This is a genomic window from Pseudomonas sp. DC3200b2 (assembly GCF_049895785.1).
Taxonomy (GTDB): Bacteria; Pseudomonadota; Gammaproteobacteria; order Pseudomonadales; family Pseudomonadaceae; genus Aquipseudomonas; species Aquipseudomonas massiliensis.
The window spans coordinates 224,665-241,074 of record NZ_JAFCTA010000003.1 but is presented as its reverse complement, the minus strand read 5'-3'; the positions used below and the strand labels follow the sequence as shown (position 1 = coordinate 241,074).

The 16,410-nt window shown below is 62.7% G+C and carries 13 protein-coding genes, 1 tRNA gene and 1 pseudogene; 10 read left to right on the top strand and 5 right to left on the bottom strand.

The window, feature by feature from the left end:
* Positions 1 to 31 precede the first annotated feature (31 nt).
* Both ACP691_RS10540 and ACP691_RS10535 read left to right on the top strand, forming a co-directional pair.
* The gene (locus tag ACP691_RS10540; protein ID WP_426149400.1) at positions 32 to 874 is read left to right on the top strand and encodes a helix-turn-helix transcriptional regulator; all 843 of its coding nucleotides are present in this window, start codon (positions 32 to 34) and stop codon (positions 872 to 874) included.
* A 14-nt stretch (positions 875 to 888) separates the two neighbouring features.
* A complete protein-coding gene (locus ACP691_RS10535; RefSeq protein ID WP_426149399.1) occupies positions 889 to 1,398 on the top strand; it encodes a GNAT family N-acetyltransferase in 510 nt (169 codons plus the stop codon).
* On the opposite strand, the gene ACP691_RS10530 is transcribed toward ACP691_RS10535, so the two are convergent.
* On the bottom strand, positions 1,395 to 1,946 hold the full coding sequence (locus tag ACP691_RS10530; RefSeq protein ID WP_426149398.1) for an ATP-dependent Clp protease proteolytic subunit: 552 nt from the start codon (positions 1,944 to 1,946) through the stop codon (positions 1,395 to 1,397). The two genes, ACP691_RS10535 and ACP691_RS10530, sit on opposite strands and share 4 nt — an antisense overlap.
* A gap of 251 nt (positions 1,947 to 2,197) precedes the next feature.
* On the opposite strand from ACP691_RS10530, the gene ACP691_RS10525 reads away from it, so the two are divergent.
* Positions 2,198 to 2,785 carry a hypothetical protein gene (locus tag ACP691_RS10525; RefSeq protein ID WP_426149397.1) on the top strand — a complete coding sequence of 196 codons (588 nt, stop codon included), beginning with the start codon at positions 2,198 to 2,200 and terminating at the stop codon, positions 2,783 to 2,785.
* A gap of 131 nt (positions 2,786 to 2,916) precedes the next feature.
* Here the strand turns inward: ACP691_RS10525 and ACP691_RS10520 are convergent.
* Positions 2,917 to 2,993: transfer RNA gene (locus tag ACP691_RS10520), tRNA-Val, on the bottom strand.
* Between the two features lie 140 nt (positions 2,994 to 3,133).
* Between ACP691_RS10520 and ACP691_RS10515 the strand changes: the two genes are divergently transcribed.
* The 3 genes from ACP691_RS10515 to ACP691_RS10505 all read left to right on the top strand — a co-directional run bounded on the left by ACP691_RS10515 (position 3,134) and on the right by ACP691_RS10505 (position 6,777).
* Complete coding sequence (locus tag ACP691_RS10515; protein WP_426149396.1) at positions 3,134 to 4,801, top strand: methyl-accepting chemotaxis protein; 1,668 nt, start codon at positions 3,134 to 3,136, stop codon at positions 4,799 to 4,801.
* 129 nt (positions 4,802 to 4,930) lie between these two features.
* On the top strand, positions 4,931 to 5,845 hold the full coding sequence (locus ACP691_RS10510) for an alpha/beta hydrolase (protein ID WP_426149395.1): 915 nt from the start codon (positions 4,931 to 4,933) through the stop codon (positions 5,843 to 5,845).
* Positions 5,846 to 5,922: 77 nt separating this feature from the next.
* The gene (locus ACP691_RS10505) at positions 5,923 to 6,777 is read left to right on the top strand and encodes a formate/nitrite transporter family protein (RefSeq protein ID WP_426149394.1); all 855 of its coding nucleotides are present in this window, start codon (positions 5,923 to 5,925) and stop codon (positions 6,775 to 6,777) included.
* Here the strand turns inward: ACP691_RS10505 and ACP691_RS10500 are convergent, their stop codons facing one another.
* Positions 6,778 to 7,863, bottom strand: a complete 1,086-nt coding sequence (locus tag ACP691_RS10500; protein WP_426149706.1) for an MBL fold metallo-hydrolase — start codon at positions 7,861 to 7,863, stop codon at positions 6,778 to 6,780.
* A gap of 280 nt (positions 7,864 to 8,143) precedes the next feature.
* Between ACP691_RS10500 and ACP691_RS10495 the strand changes: the two genes are divergently transcribed.
* From ACP691_RS10495 to ACP691_RS10485, 3 genes and pseudogenes are all read left to right on the top strand, one after another.
* On the top strand, positions 8,144 to 10,735 hold the full coding sequence (locus ACP691_RS10495; RefSeq protein ID WP_426149393.1) for a bifunctional diguanylate cyclase/phosphodiesterase: 2,592 nt from the start codon (positions 8,144 to 8,146) through the stop codon (positions 10,733 to 10,735).
* A 299-nt stretch (positions 10,736 to 11,034) separates the two neighbouring features.
* Positions 11,035 to 11,721 (top strand): annotated as a pseudogene (locus tag ACP691_RS10490) (PAS domain-containing protein); the annotation flags it as partial.
* A gap of 108 nt (positions 11,722 to 11,829) precedes the next feature.
* A complete protein-coding gene (locus ACP691_RS10485) occupies positions 11,830 to 12,261 on the top strand; it encodes a methyl-accepting chemotaxis protein (RefSeq protein WP_426149705.1) in 432 nt (143 codons plus the stop codon).
* Positions 12,262 to 12,271: 10 nt separating this feature from the next.
* Here ACP691_RS10485 and ACP691_RS10480 read toward each other — a convergent pair whose 3' ends face one another.
* Positions 12,272 to 13,396 (bottom strand): GNAT family N-acetyltransferase, encoded by a 1,125-nt coding sequence (locus tag ACP691_RS10480; protein WP_426149704.1) that lies wholly within the window; start codon positions 13,394 to 13,396, stop codon positions 12,272 to 12,274.
* Positions 13,397 to 13,784: 388 nt separating this feature from the next.
* Here ACP691_RS10480 and ACP691_RS10475 point away from each other — a divergent pair, with 388 nt between their 5' ends.
* On the top strand, positions 13,785 to 15,074 hold the full coding sequence (locus tag ACP691_RS10475) for a putative porin (RefSeq protein ID WP_426149392.1): 1,290 nt from the start codon (positions 13,785 to 13,787) through the stop codon (positions 15,072 to 15,074).
* Between the two features lie 158 nt (positions 15,075 to 15,232).
* On the opposite strand, the gene ACP691_RS10470 is transcribed toward ACP691_RS10475, so the two are convergent.
* Complete coding sequence (locus ACP691_RS10470; protein ID WP_426149391.1) at positions 15,233 to 16,354, bottom strand: beta-ketoacyl-ACP synthase III; 1,122 nt, start codon at positions 16,352 to 16,354, stop codon at positions 15,233 to 15,235.
* Positions 16,355 to 16,410: the final 56 nt, after the last annotated feature.

The following is a 16,410-nucleotide window of genomic DNA, read 5'->3' as shown; positions in this document are numbered from 1 at the left end:
TTTGCTTGCCGGTCCGGTTAGACTGACGGCCATGATACCCGAGCCCGTCTTGCCCCCCACGCCCATGCTTTGCCAGTGGCACGCCCGATTGGCCCGTGCATTGGCGGCCGTGGGGGATGAAACCTTCGTTCCTCGTCTGTGCGATGCCTTGGTAGCCCTTGGCGCGGAAACCCTGGTGGTGTGCCTGGAACGCAAAAGCCAGGCGCCGGAACTGATTCACGCCCAAGGCTTGCTGGCGCCGTTTCGCGACGAGATCGTCAATCGCTACTTCACCGCGGGCTACCTGCTGGACCCGTTCTGCCTTGCGGTGGAGAGTGGCCTGAGCGAAGGCTTCTACCATCTTTGCGAAATCGCCCCGGACGATTTCTTCAGCAGCGAGTACTACAAGACCTACTACCTCAAGTGCGGCGTCACCGATGACTGCTACTTCATCATCGACATCGACGCCAGCACGAAGGTATCGCTGTGCCTGTTCCAGGGTCTGAGCCAGGGCAGCGTCAGCCCCGCCCAGCAAGCGCTGTTCCGGGCGGTGGCGCCGTTGGTGCTGGAGCTGTTTCGCCAGTTCTCCCGCCAGGGTGGCCTGGCCGGCTTCGGCGCCCTGAGGATGACGACCCCGTTTTCCTCACCGCTTCATCAGGACCTGACTCTGGCATTCGAGCGTTTCGGTAGCGACGCCCTGACCGAGCGCGAGCGGGAAATCAGCCAGTTGATCCTGCGTGGCCACTCGGTGAAATCCACCGCCAAGGCGCTGGGCATTTCTCCGGAGACGGTGCGCATGCACCGCAAGAACCTCTACACCAAGCTGGCGATCAGCTCACAGGCCGAGCTGTTCGCTCTGTTCATCGACTGGCTGACCCAAGGCAGCCCCGCCTGACCAACCGAGGCCCCATGCCCCCTCTGCGTATCGCCCCGCTGCAAAACGCTGATCTGGCCGACGTCCTGCCCTTTCTACTGGAAGCGCGCAAGATGATGTTCCCCAAGCTGGAAGGCAGCCCCCTGCCCACGGACCTTGCACAGCTGGAAAGCGTTTACCAACAGGACTCAAGCTGCCTGTTGCTGGCGCGCCAGGACGGCAAGCTCGTCGGCACCATCGGATATCTTCCCTACGATGGGCGCTTCGCCAACATCGCTTATCCAGGTTTGCGGGCTGTGGAAGTGGTCCGCCTGTTCGTAGCGCCCGGGCACAGGCGCGGGGGCGTGGCCCGCTCACTCTGGCTGGCGCTGCTGGAGCACGCCAAGGCCGGCGGCCAGCAGGTGCTGTACCTGCATACTCATCCCTTCCTGGCAGGCGCTATCGACTTCTGGCAACGGCAAGGCTTCGAGTTGCTTCAGGTCGATCCGGACCCCGTCTGGCAGACCACCCATATGCAACTGCGCCTGGTCGACCGGGACAGCTAGCCGTGCACGCTGTAGCACACCGCATCGGCGGGCATCGGCACTTCATCCACGGCATGGATCACCGAAGCGGCCAGTGCCTCTTCGGCGTTGAGAATACGCGGCGAGGCGATCAGGCAGCGAGAGACATCCAGAGGCACGGCGGCGCCATAGGTGCGCTCGTCGACGATGCGCGAGTACAGCTCCAAGTCATAGTCCAGGCTCATGGCGTACTCGGACATGCGCGCGTGGTCCACCGACCCGTGGAGGTTCCAATGGAAGGGGTGGAACAGGAACTTGCTGTGCTTGCAGGCGGTACGGCGGTCACCAGCCAGGAAAATGATGTTGCCCATGGATTCCACCGTGCCCAGGTTGTGGGTATGCACGGGAACCGGCAGCGCCACCAGGAAGTTGTAGAGAGAGAAGCCATAGCTGCACTCGCCGCCCATGGTGGCGATCTTGATGATGATCTCCGAGGCGCCCTTGTGCACGGCCTGGGAACACTTTTCAATCAGCTCGCCGGTTGAAGTGGAGTTGATAGACGCGGTGAAGTGGACGATGTGTGTGGTCATGACTAACGGCTCTCCCAGCGGCAAGGTAAAGCAAACCGAGCTAGCGCCCTGTTACAGGAATGTTGAACAGGACTGCATTAGGCCAGTTCAGGAACACCCTCAGCACGGGGACGGGTGGCGCTAAATGCTCGTGTACCGGCTAATAGTGCGTTGATCACCTTGACCGGGGAGGCTGTCCCGGGCCGGACAACCAGGGTACTTCTTATGTGAGAGAATCCGGTTTCTTTCTCGAAGCCATCGCTGGAGTCCCGATGACCCTGCCCCGTCTGTTCGCGCCCGCGCTCTGCCTGGCTGTACTCTGCGCCGCCCTGCCCCTGGCCCAGGCCCAGACCGCTCGTCCCGCCGCGGCCGCCAGCACGCCGAGCACCGGCACAGCCGTTTCACTGTTGGGCGGCAAGCTTCACTTCATGCTGCCTCCAGGCTACCAGGCCGCGCCCCTGCCCCATGGCGACGCCGCCAAGGGCACTGCCGATGCCGAAGGCACGCTTTATATGAATGAAAGCCAGAAGCGCATCGTGGTCGCAACCCAACTCCCGCTACAGAACGATGCCGGCGCGGCTGGTGCCGACGAGGTGTTCCTGGCGGGTATCAGCGAAGGATTCGTTACGCAACAGGCGCAGGCATTGCCAGACTTTCACAAGACGGGAGAAGCTCAGGTGATTCTCAACGGCCTGCCCGCCCAGCGCCTGGACGCTACCGCCAGCATCGGTGGCGGCAAAACCCTGACCACCTATTTCATAGTCGCTGAGGGCAAGCGCATGGCGGTGGTGCAAGTCATTTCCCGTGAAGCCGACCGCAGCGGCCACGATACCCTGGTGCAACATATCCTGGGTAAGTAGCGGTAGGCCCAGAAGATCTGGCGAACGGATGACTTCAACCATTCGCCAACTGGCCAGCCCAGCCAGCCCGGAACGAAAAAAGGCGACCCTTGCGGATCGCCTTTTCTTGCCTGGATAACCGGGCCTGGATTTGGTAGGCACAATTGGACTCGAACCAACGACCCCCACCATGTCAAGGTGGTGCTCTAACCAACTGAGCTATGTGCCTGCTGTGGCGCGGCATTCTACGCACATTCGAACGCCTGTCAATATCTATTGCTGTAAACCTGCCACCTGCGAAGCTGTCATAAAGCCATCATCTTGCTCTGCTACAACCCGCCTGTCTTTTCCTTGCGCAGGCTGTTTCCCGTGTCGATCCTTCATCGTTTCCAGTCTTTCCGCTCTCCCTTGATATTGCGCAGGCTCAGCATCGGCCTGCGTCTGTTCGCGGGTTTCAGCTTGTGCGCGCTACTTCTGGCGGGCGTCGGGGCGTTTTCCCTGGTAGAGATCCACGCGGTTCGCCACCAGGCCGAAGTGATCGAGCGCGGCCCCTTGAGCAGCATCGCTCAGGCCGATGCCATTGCCCTGGACCTGGGCAAGCTGCGTACCGAGGCCGCCTTGTTGATGAGCTCCGCCAATGACCCTGGCGAGATGGTCAACCGTCGCATTGCCATCGAGCAGCTGGCCGGTAGCCTGCAACCGGGTTTCGACGCCTACCTGGCCAACCTGCAGCCTGGCACCGAACAGGAATCCGTACAGCTATTGCGCGCCGCCTATGACCCCTTCCTGGCCTCGCTCAAGGAGGCCGTGGCCCTGATCGACCAGCAGCGCCTAGCCGAAGGGGTGCAAAAGGCCAGCGACGCGCTGGGGCTTCAAGGCGGCCTGATGGACATGCAGGTGCAACTGCTGCGTGAGTTGAACAAGCAAAGCTCCGCCGAAGCGGTGCAACAGGCGGCGGTCGCCGCGCAGAAAACCCAGGTGATAGTCCCTGCCGCCATCGCCACGGCCCTGCTGGTGATGCTGGTGCTGGCCTGGCGGCTGACCCTCAGCATCACCGCGCCCCTGCGCCAGGCCGTGCAGGTCGCCAGGGCGGTGGCCGATGGCGACCTGCGCGAGACCGTGAAAAGCGAAGGCAAGGACGAATGCGCGCAACTGCTGACCATGTTGGGCCATATGCGTGATCAGCTCCACAGCCTGTTAAGCCAAGTGGGCACCAGCGTGGACCGCCTCAACGCCGCCGCCCATGACATGGGTAGCGTGATGCAGGGCAGTGCCGAGGACCTTCGCGTTCAATACAACGAAATCGAGCAGGCCGCCACCGCGGTGAGTCAGATGAGCGACGCGGTGGAAGCCGTGGCCGCCAATGCGCTTTCCACTTCCGACGCGTCGCGGGATTCGGCCAGTGCTGCCCATGATGGGCAAGCCCAACTGGACGCCGCCATGGGTGATATCGACCAACTGGCCAGCCAGGTGGAAAGCGCCGCCAGCCAGGCGCGACAGCTGGCCAGCCAGACCCAGAACATCCACAAGGTACTGGACGTAATCCGTAACGTTGCAGAACAAACCAACCTGCTGGCCCTCAACGCCGCCATCGAAGCGGCGCGCGCGGGTGAAGTGGGCAGAGGGTTCGCGGTCGTGGCCGATGAAGTCCGTGGCCTGGCGCACCGCACTGGCGCTTCCACGCGCGAAATCGAGCAGATGATGAGCGAAATCCGCAGCGGCACCGACCTGGCTGTGAGCGCCCTCAGCGAAAGCGCCACTCAAGCCGGGCGTACCCGCGCACGGGCGCAAACCGCCCGCAACACCCTCGGCACCATCTACGAGTCGGTCGCCGGGATCGACAGCCGCAACCAGGTCATCGCCCGCGCCGCCGCCGAGCAGGCGCAAGCCTCGCGCAGCGTCGACAGTACCTTGGTGCGCATCCGTGACCTCTCCCTGCAAACCGCCAGCGGCGCCTCCAATACCCGCGCCGCCAGCGAATCCCTGGAGGACCTGGCTGGCGAACTGAAGCGCATGATGGGGCGGTTTGCGCTTTGAGGTAGTGGGTTGCAGGCCGGCGCTGATGCCTCACGCCAGCGGGTGGCACCCGGACAAGGCTGCAACCCATGCAATCCTCGGCTGTCCTAGCCTCTGTACGCGCTGCCGGCGCGCAACCCAGGCCCACCCATGCCGCTGCTCCACCTGACCAATCGCCGCTGGCTTTCGCTGATTGCCGTCGTCCTCCTGCTGGGCGTGGGGCTACCTTATGGCTGCGCTCGCCTGGCCTACAAGGAGCGGGAGTTGATCTTCAATATCGAGCCGGGCCCGGCGAGCTGGTTCAGCGGGCTTCCGCCCGGTGTGGTGGAGATGGACATTCCCGTGGCGGCGAATCTGGCGAGTTCGCGTCAATACCTGCATGCCTGGTGGTGGCCAGCGGCGAGCAGGTCCGCTCCGGCGGTGCTTTACCTGCACGGCACTCGTTGGAACCTCACGGCCCAGGTCCGGCGGATCACGGCATTGCGCGAGCTGGGTTTCTCCGTGCTGGCCATCGACTATCGAGGTTTCGGGCAGAGCCCGGGTGAGCTTCCGTCCGAGCGCAGCGTGTACGAGGACGCCCAGGCGGGCTGGGCTCGCCTGGCGGACCTGCAGCCCGAACCCAGCCAGCGCTTCATCTATGGTCACTCCCTGGGCGGTGCCATTGCCGTGGAGTTGGCCAAGCGCGCCGCCGAAGGTGAAGTGCCAGCGGCGGCGGGGCTGATCGTCGAGTCTACCTTCACTGACATGGCGGACGCTGCCCAGGCGGTGATGGATACCTCGCTGCCACTGCGCTGGGTGCTGTCCGAGAAGTTCGCTTCCATCGACAAGATCGGCAAGATCGAGGTACCAGTCCTGATTGTGCACGGCACCGCGGACAAATACGTGCCAGACCGCTTCAGTCGCCAGCTGTATGACGCCGCCGCCGAGCCCAAGCGGCTATTGCTGGTGCCCGGCGCCACCCACCTCAACGCCATGGCCCTCGGCAGCCAGCAATATGCGCAGGCCTTGCAGAAACTGTTCGGAATCGATGGGCGAGCAGGTGCTCCTGCCAACGCGACCCGGTAAGCTTCAGATTGTAAATTCTCATACAGAACCTAACGCAGCGGCCCGTAGTCAGTAGCTCATCTTCCGGAGCGAACACCATGACCGAGCCCAATCACTCTCATCATCAAGAAACCCCTGGCCTGTCCAGCGATGAACGTCAGGAGGTCGATGAAAAGGCGCCGCCCCGGCCGGCGGTGCTGCATGAAATCATTCGCAGCCAGGGCGACCATGAACTGGAGCGTAGCGTGGCGGCGCTGTTCTGGTCAGCCCTGGCCGCCGGCCTGACCATGGGTCTGTCACTGATGGCCATGGGGCTGTTCAACGCGCGTCTGCCCCAAGGAGAGGCCAGCCACGTGATCGCCAGCTTCGGCTACTCCGCAGGGTTCCTCGCGGTGATCCTGGCCCGTCAGCAGCTGTTCACCGAAAACACCATTACCGCCGTACTACCGGTGATGACACACCCCACCCTGGCGAATTTCGGCCGTCTGTTGCGGCTATGGGGTGTGGTGCTGGGCGGCAACCTGGTCGGCACCTTGTTGGTGTCCTGGGTGATGCTGCGCCTGCCCATCTTCAACGCACCCACTGACGCCGCCTTCCTGGAGATCGGCCGCAAGGTGATGGAAAACAGCGCCACCCAAATGTTCTCCAAGGGGATCGTCTCGGGCTGGATGATCGCGACCCTGGTCTGGATGATCGCCGGCCTGGACAATGCACGGATCTGGATGATCATCATGATCACCTACCTGATGGCTCTGGGGGATTTCACCCATATCGTGGTAGGCGCGGCGGAAACCTCTTACCTGGTCTGGGCAGGCGAGTTGTCCTGGCATGACTTCTGGCTGGGCTTCGCCGGCCCGACCCTGGCGGGCAACATCATCGGCGGCAGCTGCATCTTCGCGCTGATCAGCCACGCGCAGATCCGCAGCGACGCCTCTACCCGCCCCGGCCCTTGATCAGGGCCGGTAGGCCACCTCGCGCTCGCCGGTTGCCGACTGCCCATCGGCCAGGTCACGCCACCACGGGTCGCCAGGCTTGGGCGACAGCAGGTCCAGGCGCTCTCCCAGGCGAGGCGTGGCCAGAGGCATGCCCGCGGCCTGGGCCAGCCGGGTGATGCGTTCGAACGGCTCCTGCCAGGCGTGGATGGACAGGTCGAAGGTGCCATTGTGGATCGGCAGCATCCAGCGGGCGCCAACGTCCTGGGTGGCCTTGAGGCTCTGCTCGGGCTGCATGTGCACGTTGGGCCAGGCCAGGTTGTAGGCGCCGGTTTCCACCATGGCCAGGTCGAAAGGGCCGTAGCGTTCACCGATGCGCTTGAAGCCGTCGAAGTAACCGGAGTCTCCGCTGAAGAACAGTCGCCAGCCGGGCGTGATCATCACCCAGGAGGCCCATAGCGTATGGTTGCTGTCGAACAGCCCACGTCCGGAAAAGTGCTGCGTGGGCGTGGCGGCGAAGCGCACCCCCGCGGCTTCGGTGTCCTGCCACCAATCGAGCTGGCGAACCTTGTCTGGAGCAATGCCCCACTTCACCAGGATATCCCCCACTCCCAGCGGCGCCAGGAACAGCTCGGTACGTGCCGCCAGGGCCATGACGCTGTCGTGGTCCAGGTGATCGTAGTGATCATGCGATAGCACCACTGCCGCCAGGGGCGGCAGGTCGGCCAGGGCGATAGGAGGTGCATGGAAGCGGCGTGGCCCTGCCCATTGCACCGGGGAGGCGCGCTCGGAGAATACCGGGTCGGTAAGGAAGAAACGGCCGGCCGTCTTGATCAGCACGGTGGAATGCCCCAGCCGCCACAGGCTGTTGTCAGGCGCTTCAAGTAGCGCCTGGGTAGACAGCCGCTGAACAGGCAAGGGCGCGCCGGGGCGCGTCTTGGGAGGCTTGCGCAACAAAAGGTACTTGAAACCGATGCGCAGCTTCTTCCATACCCCGTCCTTGGGAAAAGCGGTGAGATTCTGGTAACGCCCATCCTCCTGGCGAGAATGGGGCAGGCCCGTAGGCTGCTGGTCAGCGTGCAAGACAGGCGAAGCCATCAGTAACATCACTCCCATCGCAACATTTAGTTTCACTTGACCTCCAGCGCGTGTAGCAAGAGGGCTGTGGCCGTTCAGCATACAGAGGCCGCCCCGCCCTTGCATGAAGACAGCGCCGGGCCGCTGACGGTCGGTCTACGCTTTCTGGAACCTCCGCCGCCCTGGTCCGTCGAGATATCATAGGCCCTAGCGCGCAGGACCCGTGGCTTGCAGGGAGAGGCTACGTCGCCGCTCGCGTCAGGCATAGCGTGGTGAACTCCGCGGCCTTGCACAAGGAACCTGCCGATCAATGGAAACGAACGTGTCCGCGTCAGGCAGCAAGCCCCAATTCCTGCGCACCCGCAGGTTCTTGCTGATCGTCGGTGCCTTGTTCGCCATTACGTTCGCCGCTGCGCTGGCGCCGCTCTTCGCCCTGGCCAACCGGCTGGACCGCACTGAGATCGAGCAAAGCCGTTTCTTCACCCAGCGAGCTCTGGACGCCAGGATCGCCAGCAACATGGCCATGTTGCTGACCAACGCCGTGTGGGACGAAGCCTACAAGGCCTTGGCCGCCCAGCCCTTGAACCGGCATTGGGCATTCGAAGAACGCAATATGGGCAGCACCCTATATACCACCTCTGGTTACGAAGCCGTGTTCGTCATCGATCGCCGACAGACTCGCTACGCCCTTTACAAAGGGCAACTGAGCGACGCGCCTTTCGCTTCGTTCATCGACCATGGCCAGGCGCAGATCGTGGACGCGGCCAGGGAAGCCGGCGCGCAAAAGCATGGCATCAGCCGCTATGTGCTGTTCAACGGTTGGCCCGCCCTGCTGGTGGCCGCTGTCCTTCAGCCTGAACGGCCGCTGCCGGCGCAGGAGATCCAGACGCTGCCCGTGCTGGTTTTCGTCGATCAACTGACGCCTGAAAAACTCGCCCTGATGGGTGAAAGCTTCGGTCTGAAAAACCTCAGCGTGGACCGGCAGCCGGGGCCAAGAGCCCACATGCCCCTGGATGGCACCGGCTTCGAACTCACCTGGAGCCAGGCCCAGCCCGGGCGCGAGCTGTTGTGGAGCGTGTTGCCAGCCCTGCTGACCATCGGGGTCATCCTGGCCTTGCTGTTGGCCTATTTCTTTTATTTCGCCATGCGTGCATCACGCCGCATCGATGAGCATCTGCAAGTGCTCAAGGCCAGCAACCGGGCCCTGGAAGCCAGTGAAGAGCGCTTCCGTGCCGTGGCTGAAGCCGCCTCGGACTGGATCTGGGAAACCGACAGCCGCGGTCGCCTCACCTATCTTTCGGCCCGTTTCGCCGAGGTGACCGGTTATGACGTCCAGAGCCTGATGGGCGTGTCCGTCGACCAGTTGCTCAGCTGCGAGACTACCCCCATCGCGCCCTGGCTGGCCTCGCTTCCGGAACATCCGAACGCGACCTCGACACTGCGCTGCGGTTACCGGGACAACAATGGCGACCGCCGTCACTGCCGCGTTTCCGCGCGCCCTATCATGGACAGCGGCCAGGCCGTCGGCTTCAGGGGCACCGCCACCGACATTACCGACGAAGTGGCGGCCCAGGCCCAGATCCAGCATCTGTCCTTGCACGACCCGCTGACCGGTCTGCCGAACCGTAACCTGCTGGGACATTACCTGGAGGAGGCCCTGACAACTCGAGGGGAAGGGCCACCCCTGACGCTGATCCTCATCGACCTGGACAACTTCAAGCCGATCAACGACAGCCTTGGACATCCGGCGGGCGACGTCGTGTTGCGGGAAATCGCCAAGCGCCTTAAGGCCAGTACCCGCGACCTCGACCTGGTGGCCCGGCTGGGCGGCGACGAGTTCGTGCTGATCCTGTGTGGCCCGGAAAACCGTTTCGAGATCGATCGCTTCTGCCAGCGCCTCATCGACAGCCTGCAACATCCAATCGTGCATGGCGATCACAGCCTGCATGTGGGTGCCAGCCTGGGGATCGCACAAAGTCGCCTGCAGGGGTATGACGGCCATGAATTGATCCGCTGCGCGGATATCGCGCTCTACGAGGCCAAGGCCGACGGCAAGAACACTTGGCGTTACTTCTCTGAACAAATGAGTGAGCAGATCCAGCATCGTCGGCGCCTGGAAAGCGAGCTGCGCCTGGCTATCCGCAACGAAGAACTCGTGCTGCACTATCAGCCCCGGTATCAGGTAAATGGGCTGAGCATTGTCTCGGTGGAAGCACTGGTGCGCTGGAACCACCCTATCGAAGGCCTGATCGGCCCGGATACCTTTATTCCCTTGGCCGAGCAATCGGAGCTGATCGTACCCCTGGGGCGCTGGGTGCTGTACGAAGCCTGCCGTACAGCCTGCCAGTGGCCAGCGCCCTTGATGGTGTCGGTCAACCTTTCACCCGCTCAGTTCGCTCGCAGCGACGTGGTCAAGGATGTGCGGGACGCCCTGATCGCCAGCGGCCTGCCCGCGCAGCGACTGGAGCTGGAGATCACCGAGAACGTGATGCTCACGGCTATCGACAATGCCCTGGCTACCATGATCGCCCTCAAGGAGCTGGGGGTGCGCCTGAATATGGACGACTTTGGCACGGGTTATTCGTCCCTCGGCTACCTGCGCGCCTACCCCTTCGACAGCATCAAGATCGACCGCCGCTTCATCGCGGCGCTCAATGGCAGCACCGCCTCGGAAGGCGACCGGGCGGTGGTGAGGGCAATCATCAGCCTGGGCAAGGCCATGGGCATGACGGTGACTGCCGAAGGCGTGGAAACCGAGCAGCAGCTCAGCGCCCTGACCATTGACCAGTGCCATGAAGTGCAGGGCTATTTCCTGAGCCGGCCCGTGGACCAGGCATCCCTGGAACAGCTGCTGGCGACGGCCGAGCCCCCCGCGCTGTTCCAGCCAACCGGGGAAAGCTGAGCTGTATAGCTTTGATCAACCCTTGCGATCCAGCCATGGGGGGCTCGCCGACCAACGGACGCGCCGCGCCGCTTGGCTTTGCAAGGGTATCGATTCAGCCTGCCGGCCAGCCATGGCACTTTTGTAGAGGTTAGGTACAAAGCCGTTAAAGGTCAGTCATTCCTGGCCGATGATATGGCAACCTCCCTCTGTTCTTGTCGGGTGCCGCCGTGTTCAACAACAAACTCAAAGCTGAATTAGCCGCGCTCCGGGAAGAGCTGGCCGCCGTTAAACAGATCCGTGACGGACTCAATGCGGACATGATCGTCCTGCGTCTGGATAACCAGGGCCATATTCTGGATGTAAACGCCAACTTCGAGCAGGAGATGTGCTACCGCCGCCAGGATCTGATCGGCCGCCGTCTCGATGACATCGTGCCCCCCCATGTGAAGAATGACCCCTTCCAGCAGCGTGTGCGCAATGCCTGCGACAAAGGTGAATCATTCGCCGGTGCCTTGCGACTATTGCGTGGCAACGGCAAGGAGGCTTGGCTTCGTGGCCTGATGGTGCCCATGCGCGACACTAAGGGCGTAGTCAACGAGTTCTGTATCTATGCCGGTGACCTGACCCGTACCATCGAAACGTCCCGTGAACAGGAAGGCCTGATCAAGGCCTTGATGCGCTCGACGGCCTTCATCGAGTTCGACCTGCAAGGCCATGTGCTCACGGCCAATGATCAATTCCTGCGCGGCATGGGCTATCGCCTGGAGCAGATCAAAGGCAAGCATCACCGCCTGTTCTGCCGCCCCGAAATATACAATTCGTCTGAATACCAGGCTTTCTGGGAGCGTCTGCGCCGTGGCGAATACGTGGCCCAACGTTTCGAGCGCGTCGATGCCCATGGGCGTCCGGTATGGCTGGAAGCTTCCTATAACCCGGTGCTGGACGCCAACGACCGGCTGATCAAGGTAGTGAAGTTCGCGACCGTCATCACCGACCAGGTCAATCGTGAGCAGGCCGTGGCGGAAGCCGCGACCATTGCCTATAGCACTTCGGTGCAAACGGACAGCAGCGCGCAGCGCGGCGCCAATGTGGTCCAGGAAACCGTGGCGGTCATGCGCGGCCTGGCCAAGCACATGCAGGACGCCGCCGAGGGCATCGAGGCACTGGATCAGCAAAGCCAAGTGATCAGCACCATCATCAAGACCATCAGCGGCATCGCCGAGCAAACCAACCTGCTGGCGCTCAATGCGGCCATCGAAGCGGCCCGGGCCGGCGAGCAGGGTCGTGGCTTCGCCGTGGTCGCCGACGAGGTGCGTCAATTGGCCTCCCGCACCACCCAGGCAACGGCTGAGATCGCTGGCGTGGTGCAGCAGAACCAGAAGCTGGCATCCGATGCGGTGACGGTAATCGCTACCGGCAAGCAGCAGGCTGAGAGTGGTCTGGAACTGGCGGGGCAAGCCGGGGATGTGATCGTCGAGATCCAGGACGGCGCGCAGAAAGTGGTCAGCGCGGTCGGCCAGTTCGCCAACCAGCTTGGCCAGTGACGGCCCTGCCCTACCCTTGTCGGTAGGGCAGCGCTTGCCGTGCTTCGAGCGCGTATTGTGCAATGCCGGCGCGCTCCTGCTCGAGGAACTCTGCCACCGCCGCCCTCAGGCCAGGGTGCGCCAGGTAATGCCAGGAACGGGTGATCACCGGTTCGAATCCTCGAATCAGTTTATGCTCGCCCTGGGCGCCGGCGTCGAACCGAGTCAGCCCCAGGGCGATGGCCTGGTCCATGCCCTGGTAGAAGCAGGTTTCAAAGTGCAGCCGATCGAATTCGGCCAGGCAACCCCAGTAGCGCCCATACAGGGTGCCTTTGTCCATCAGGCAGAACGCCATGGCCACCGGCCGCCCCCGCTGACGGGCGAACACCACGCGTAACGCCTCGGGCATGCGCTCGGCCAGCAGGCTGAAGAAGGCACGCTCCAGGTAAGGCGCTTGGCCGCGCACCTCATAGGTATTGGCATAACAGGCATAGACGAAGTCCCAATGGGCCTCGCTCAGCTCCGCGCCGCACATCCATTCGAACTCGAAGCCCTGGGCCGCTACCTGCTCACGCTCCTTGCGCATCTGCTTGCGCTTGCGCGAGCTCAAGGTGTCGAGGAAATCCTGAAAATCCCGATAATCACGGTTATGCCAGTGGTACTGGCAGCCCCAGCGCTCCAGCCAGTGCGCCTCGGTGGTCATTCGTTCGTTCAGGTCGGGCTCGGTGAAATTGATATGTGCCCCCGAGTACCCTTGAGTGAGCAAGTGTTCAGGCAGGGCCCGGATCAGGCCCATGCCATGCTCCAGGTCCGGCGCCAGTAACCGCGGCCCGGTCACCGGGCTGAACGGCACGGCGCACAACAACTTGGGGTAATACCGCAGCCCCGCGCGCCGGCAGGCATCCGCCCAACCGTGGTCGAACACATACTCTCCATACGAATGCCGCTTGCGGTAGGCCGGCAGCGCGGCACGCAGCTCATCGCCTTCCCAGGCCAGCAAGTGTTCAGCTCGCCAACCGCTACCAGGTCCAAGGCTGCCACTGTCTTCCAGACTGCTCAGGAAGGCGTGGCGCAGGAAGGGTTGCTCGTGGGGCAACAAAGCATCCCAGCAGGCGGCAGGCACCTCGGCCAAGCGATTCACGATCTGCATGTTCATCATGCGCCCCTCCGTTCGACGTAGAGGCAGTATCGCGTAAAAGCCTGTGGCATTTCTCGGTTTCAATACCGAGAGTCCGAGATGAACTTTCGTCTTACCTGCCGCGTGCAGGTTTCTTTTTTCAATAGACCGGGCCTATCTGAAAACCGAACCGCCAGATAAAGGCACTTTGCCCGCATATCGCGGAAAAATCCCCGGTCTAGAGCCCTTTTTGCCGCTTCGCTTGTCATGAAACTGCCATCTTCTCGCCACTAACCTGTAATAGGCCGCCGCAATACTTGCGCCAGATTTCGAAGACGGGGCAGCCCAGGCGCAACCCCGCGATGCCGTCCTTCCGGACCTGTCCTTGGGGTGAATTCATCCCGCTTTAATAACCAGGGAGAACCTTATGCGTCTTGTTTCAACACGAACCGGAGCGGGCGTTTGCGCCGCCATGCTGCTGGCTGCCACCGTGCCTGCCCAGGCAGCCGTGGATGAAAAATTGCTGGAAATGCTCCGCGCCAACGGTTCGATCAGCGCCGGCCAATACGCCGAACTCCAAGGCGAGCTGGCGCGCGACAAGCAAGCGCAGGCGCAACAGATCGCTGCGGCGCAGGAAGCGAAAAAGCAGGAACTGTCTGCCTTCGAGCAAAAGGTGGCCTGGGCCGCCAAGACCCAGATCAAAGGTGACGTTCGTCTTCGTTACGAAGACCAGAACACCGATGGCGCGGCCAGCAATAGCGGCAAGGACCAGGATCGTCAGCGCGTACGCGCCCGTTTCGGTGTATACAGCGAGATCAACCCGCAAGTGGACGCCGGCATTCGCCTGGCCACTGGCAGCAGCAGCGACGCACGCTCCACCAACGAGAACCTGGACAACTACTTCGTCAAGAAGAGTTCCTGGATCGACCTGGCCTACCTGGACTACCACCCTACCGCCCTCCCCAACCTGCACCTGATCGGCGGTAAGATGCTTCAGCCATGGGTCAACATGGGCGATGTCATCTGGGACGGTGACATCAACCCCGAAGGCCTGACCGCCACCTACAAGCACTCCCTTGGTGGCAAGAACGAGCTGTTCGGCAGCGCTGGCTACTATAACCTCAAGGACAACGTCGACGGCGAAGGCGTGCAGTTCCGCCATGACCTGAGAATGTACGCCGGTCAGTTGGGCGGCCGTTTCGGCCTTACCGACAACCTGAAGCTGACCGTGGGCGGCAGCGTGTACGGCTTTGATGGCGATGGCGAAGATACCTCCGGCACAGGCAAGCTGTCCGGCATCAACGGCAACAGCGCCAATGAACAATTCAAGCTGTATGAAGGCTTCGCCCAGATGGACGTCAGCGGCCTGGCGATTCCCCTGGCCATGTACGGCCAGTTCGTGAAGAACGCCGACGCCAGCGACGACCGCGACACCGCCTGGCTGGTAGGCGCCAAGACCAAGGTGTTCGACAAGTGGGGCCTGGACTACAACTATCGCGACGTGCAGCGTAACGCGGTGGTCGGCGCCTTCACCGATTCGGACTTCGGCGGCGGCTTCACCGGTGCCCGCGGGCATAAGCTGAAGGTGTCCTACGACATCGACAAGAACTTCGCCCTGGGCGCGACCTACTTCATGGCCGAGTCTGATACCTACGTGACCAACAAGACCGACGCCGACGTAGACACCCTGCAGGTGGACGTGGAAGCGAAGTTCTGATTCACCGGTAACACCGTTCGCCGGCCGCGCCGGCGCCTCTCAGGGACCTCATCCACCCCCGGCAGGCGTCGGCGCGGCTTCGTTCAAACCTGAACCGAACCCCATCTGCTCGACCACTCTGTGGGACCCAGCGCCAGCTGGGGAAGCCGTGCTGGCGCTTACCGCTTGCGCAGAATCACACTGCCGATCGAGTAGCCCGCGCCAAACGAACTCAGCACCCCGAGAGCGCCACTGGGCAAGTCGTCCTGGTGCTTGTGCAGGGCAATCACCGAACCGGCGGAACTGGTATTGGCATAGGTATCGAGGATTACCGGTGCTTCCTCGGCGGTGGCATCGCGACCCAGAAGCTTCTTCACGATCAGCTGGTTCATGCTCAGGTTGGCCTGGTGCAGCCAGAAGCGCGAAACCCGACTGACCTGGATGTCGTTCTCTTCCAGATGCTTGCCGATAAGCTCGGCCACCATGGGGCAGACCTCACGGAAGACCTTGCGCCCTTCCTGAACGAACAGCTTGTCATCGCCACCGACGCCCTCTTCCGCCGCCCGATTGAGGAAGCCGAAGTTGTTGCGAATGTTGTTGGAGAACTGAGTGAGCAGCTTGGTACCGAGCACCTCGAACTGGTAGGGCGAGGTGGCCAGGTCGGCACGCTCGAGCAGCACGGCGGTCGCCGCGTCACCAAAAATGAAGTGACTGTCGCGGTCGCGGAAATTCAGGTGCCCGGTGCAGATTTCCGGGTCCACCACCAGCACAGCCCGGGCCTGCCCCAGCTGCACCGCGTTGCAGGCCATCTGGATGCCGAAGGTGGCCGAGGAGCAAGCCACGTTCATGTCGAAGCCGAACCCTTGGATACCCAGGGCCTGTTGCACTTCGATGGCCAACGCCGGGTAGGGCCGCTGCAGGTTGGAGCAGGCGACGATCACCGCGTCCACGTCGGCGGCCGTGCGGCCGGCACGCTCCAGGGCCTGGCGCGCGGCGGCCACCGCCATCTCGCACAGGATGGAAGGCTCGTCGTTACTGCGCTCCGCCAGGCGCGGCACCATGCGCCGAGGGTCGAGGATACCGGCCTTGTCCATCACGTAGCGGCTCTTGATGCCGCTGGCCTTTTCGATGAAGGCGGCGCTCGACTCGGGCAGCGGCTCACGTTCCCCGCGAGAGATAGCCTCGGCGTGGGCGGCGTTTTCCTGATGTACCCAGGTATTGAACGACTCCACCAGCTCTTCGTTGCTGATGCTGTAGGGCGGCGTGAACAGCCCGGTGCCACTTATCACGACGTTATGCACGCTCGTTCCTCTGAATGTTGGAGCGCCTCGCAGGCGACGGAGGCGGATTTTGCCAC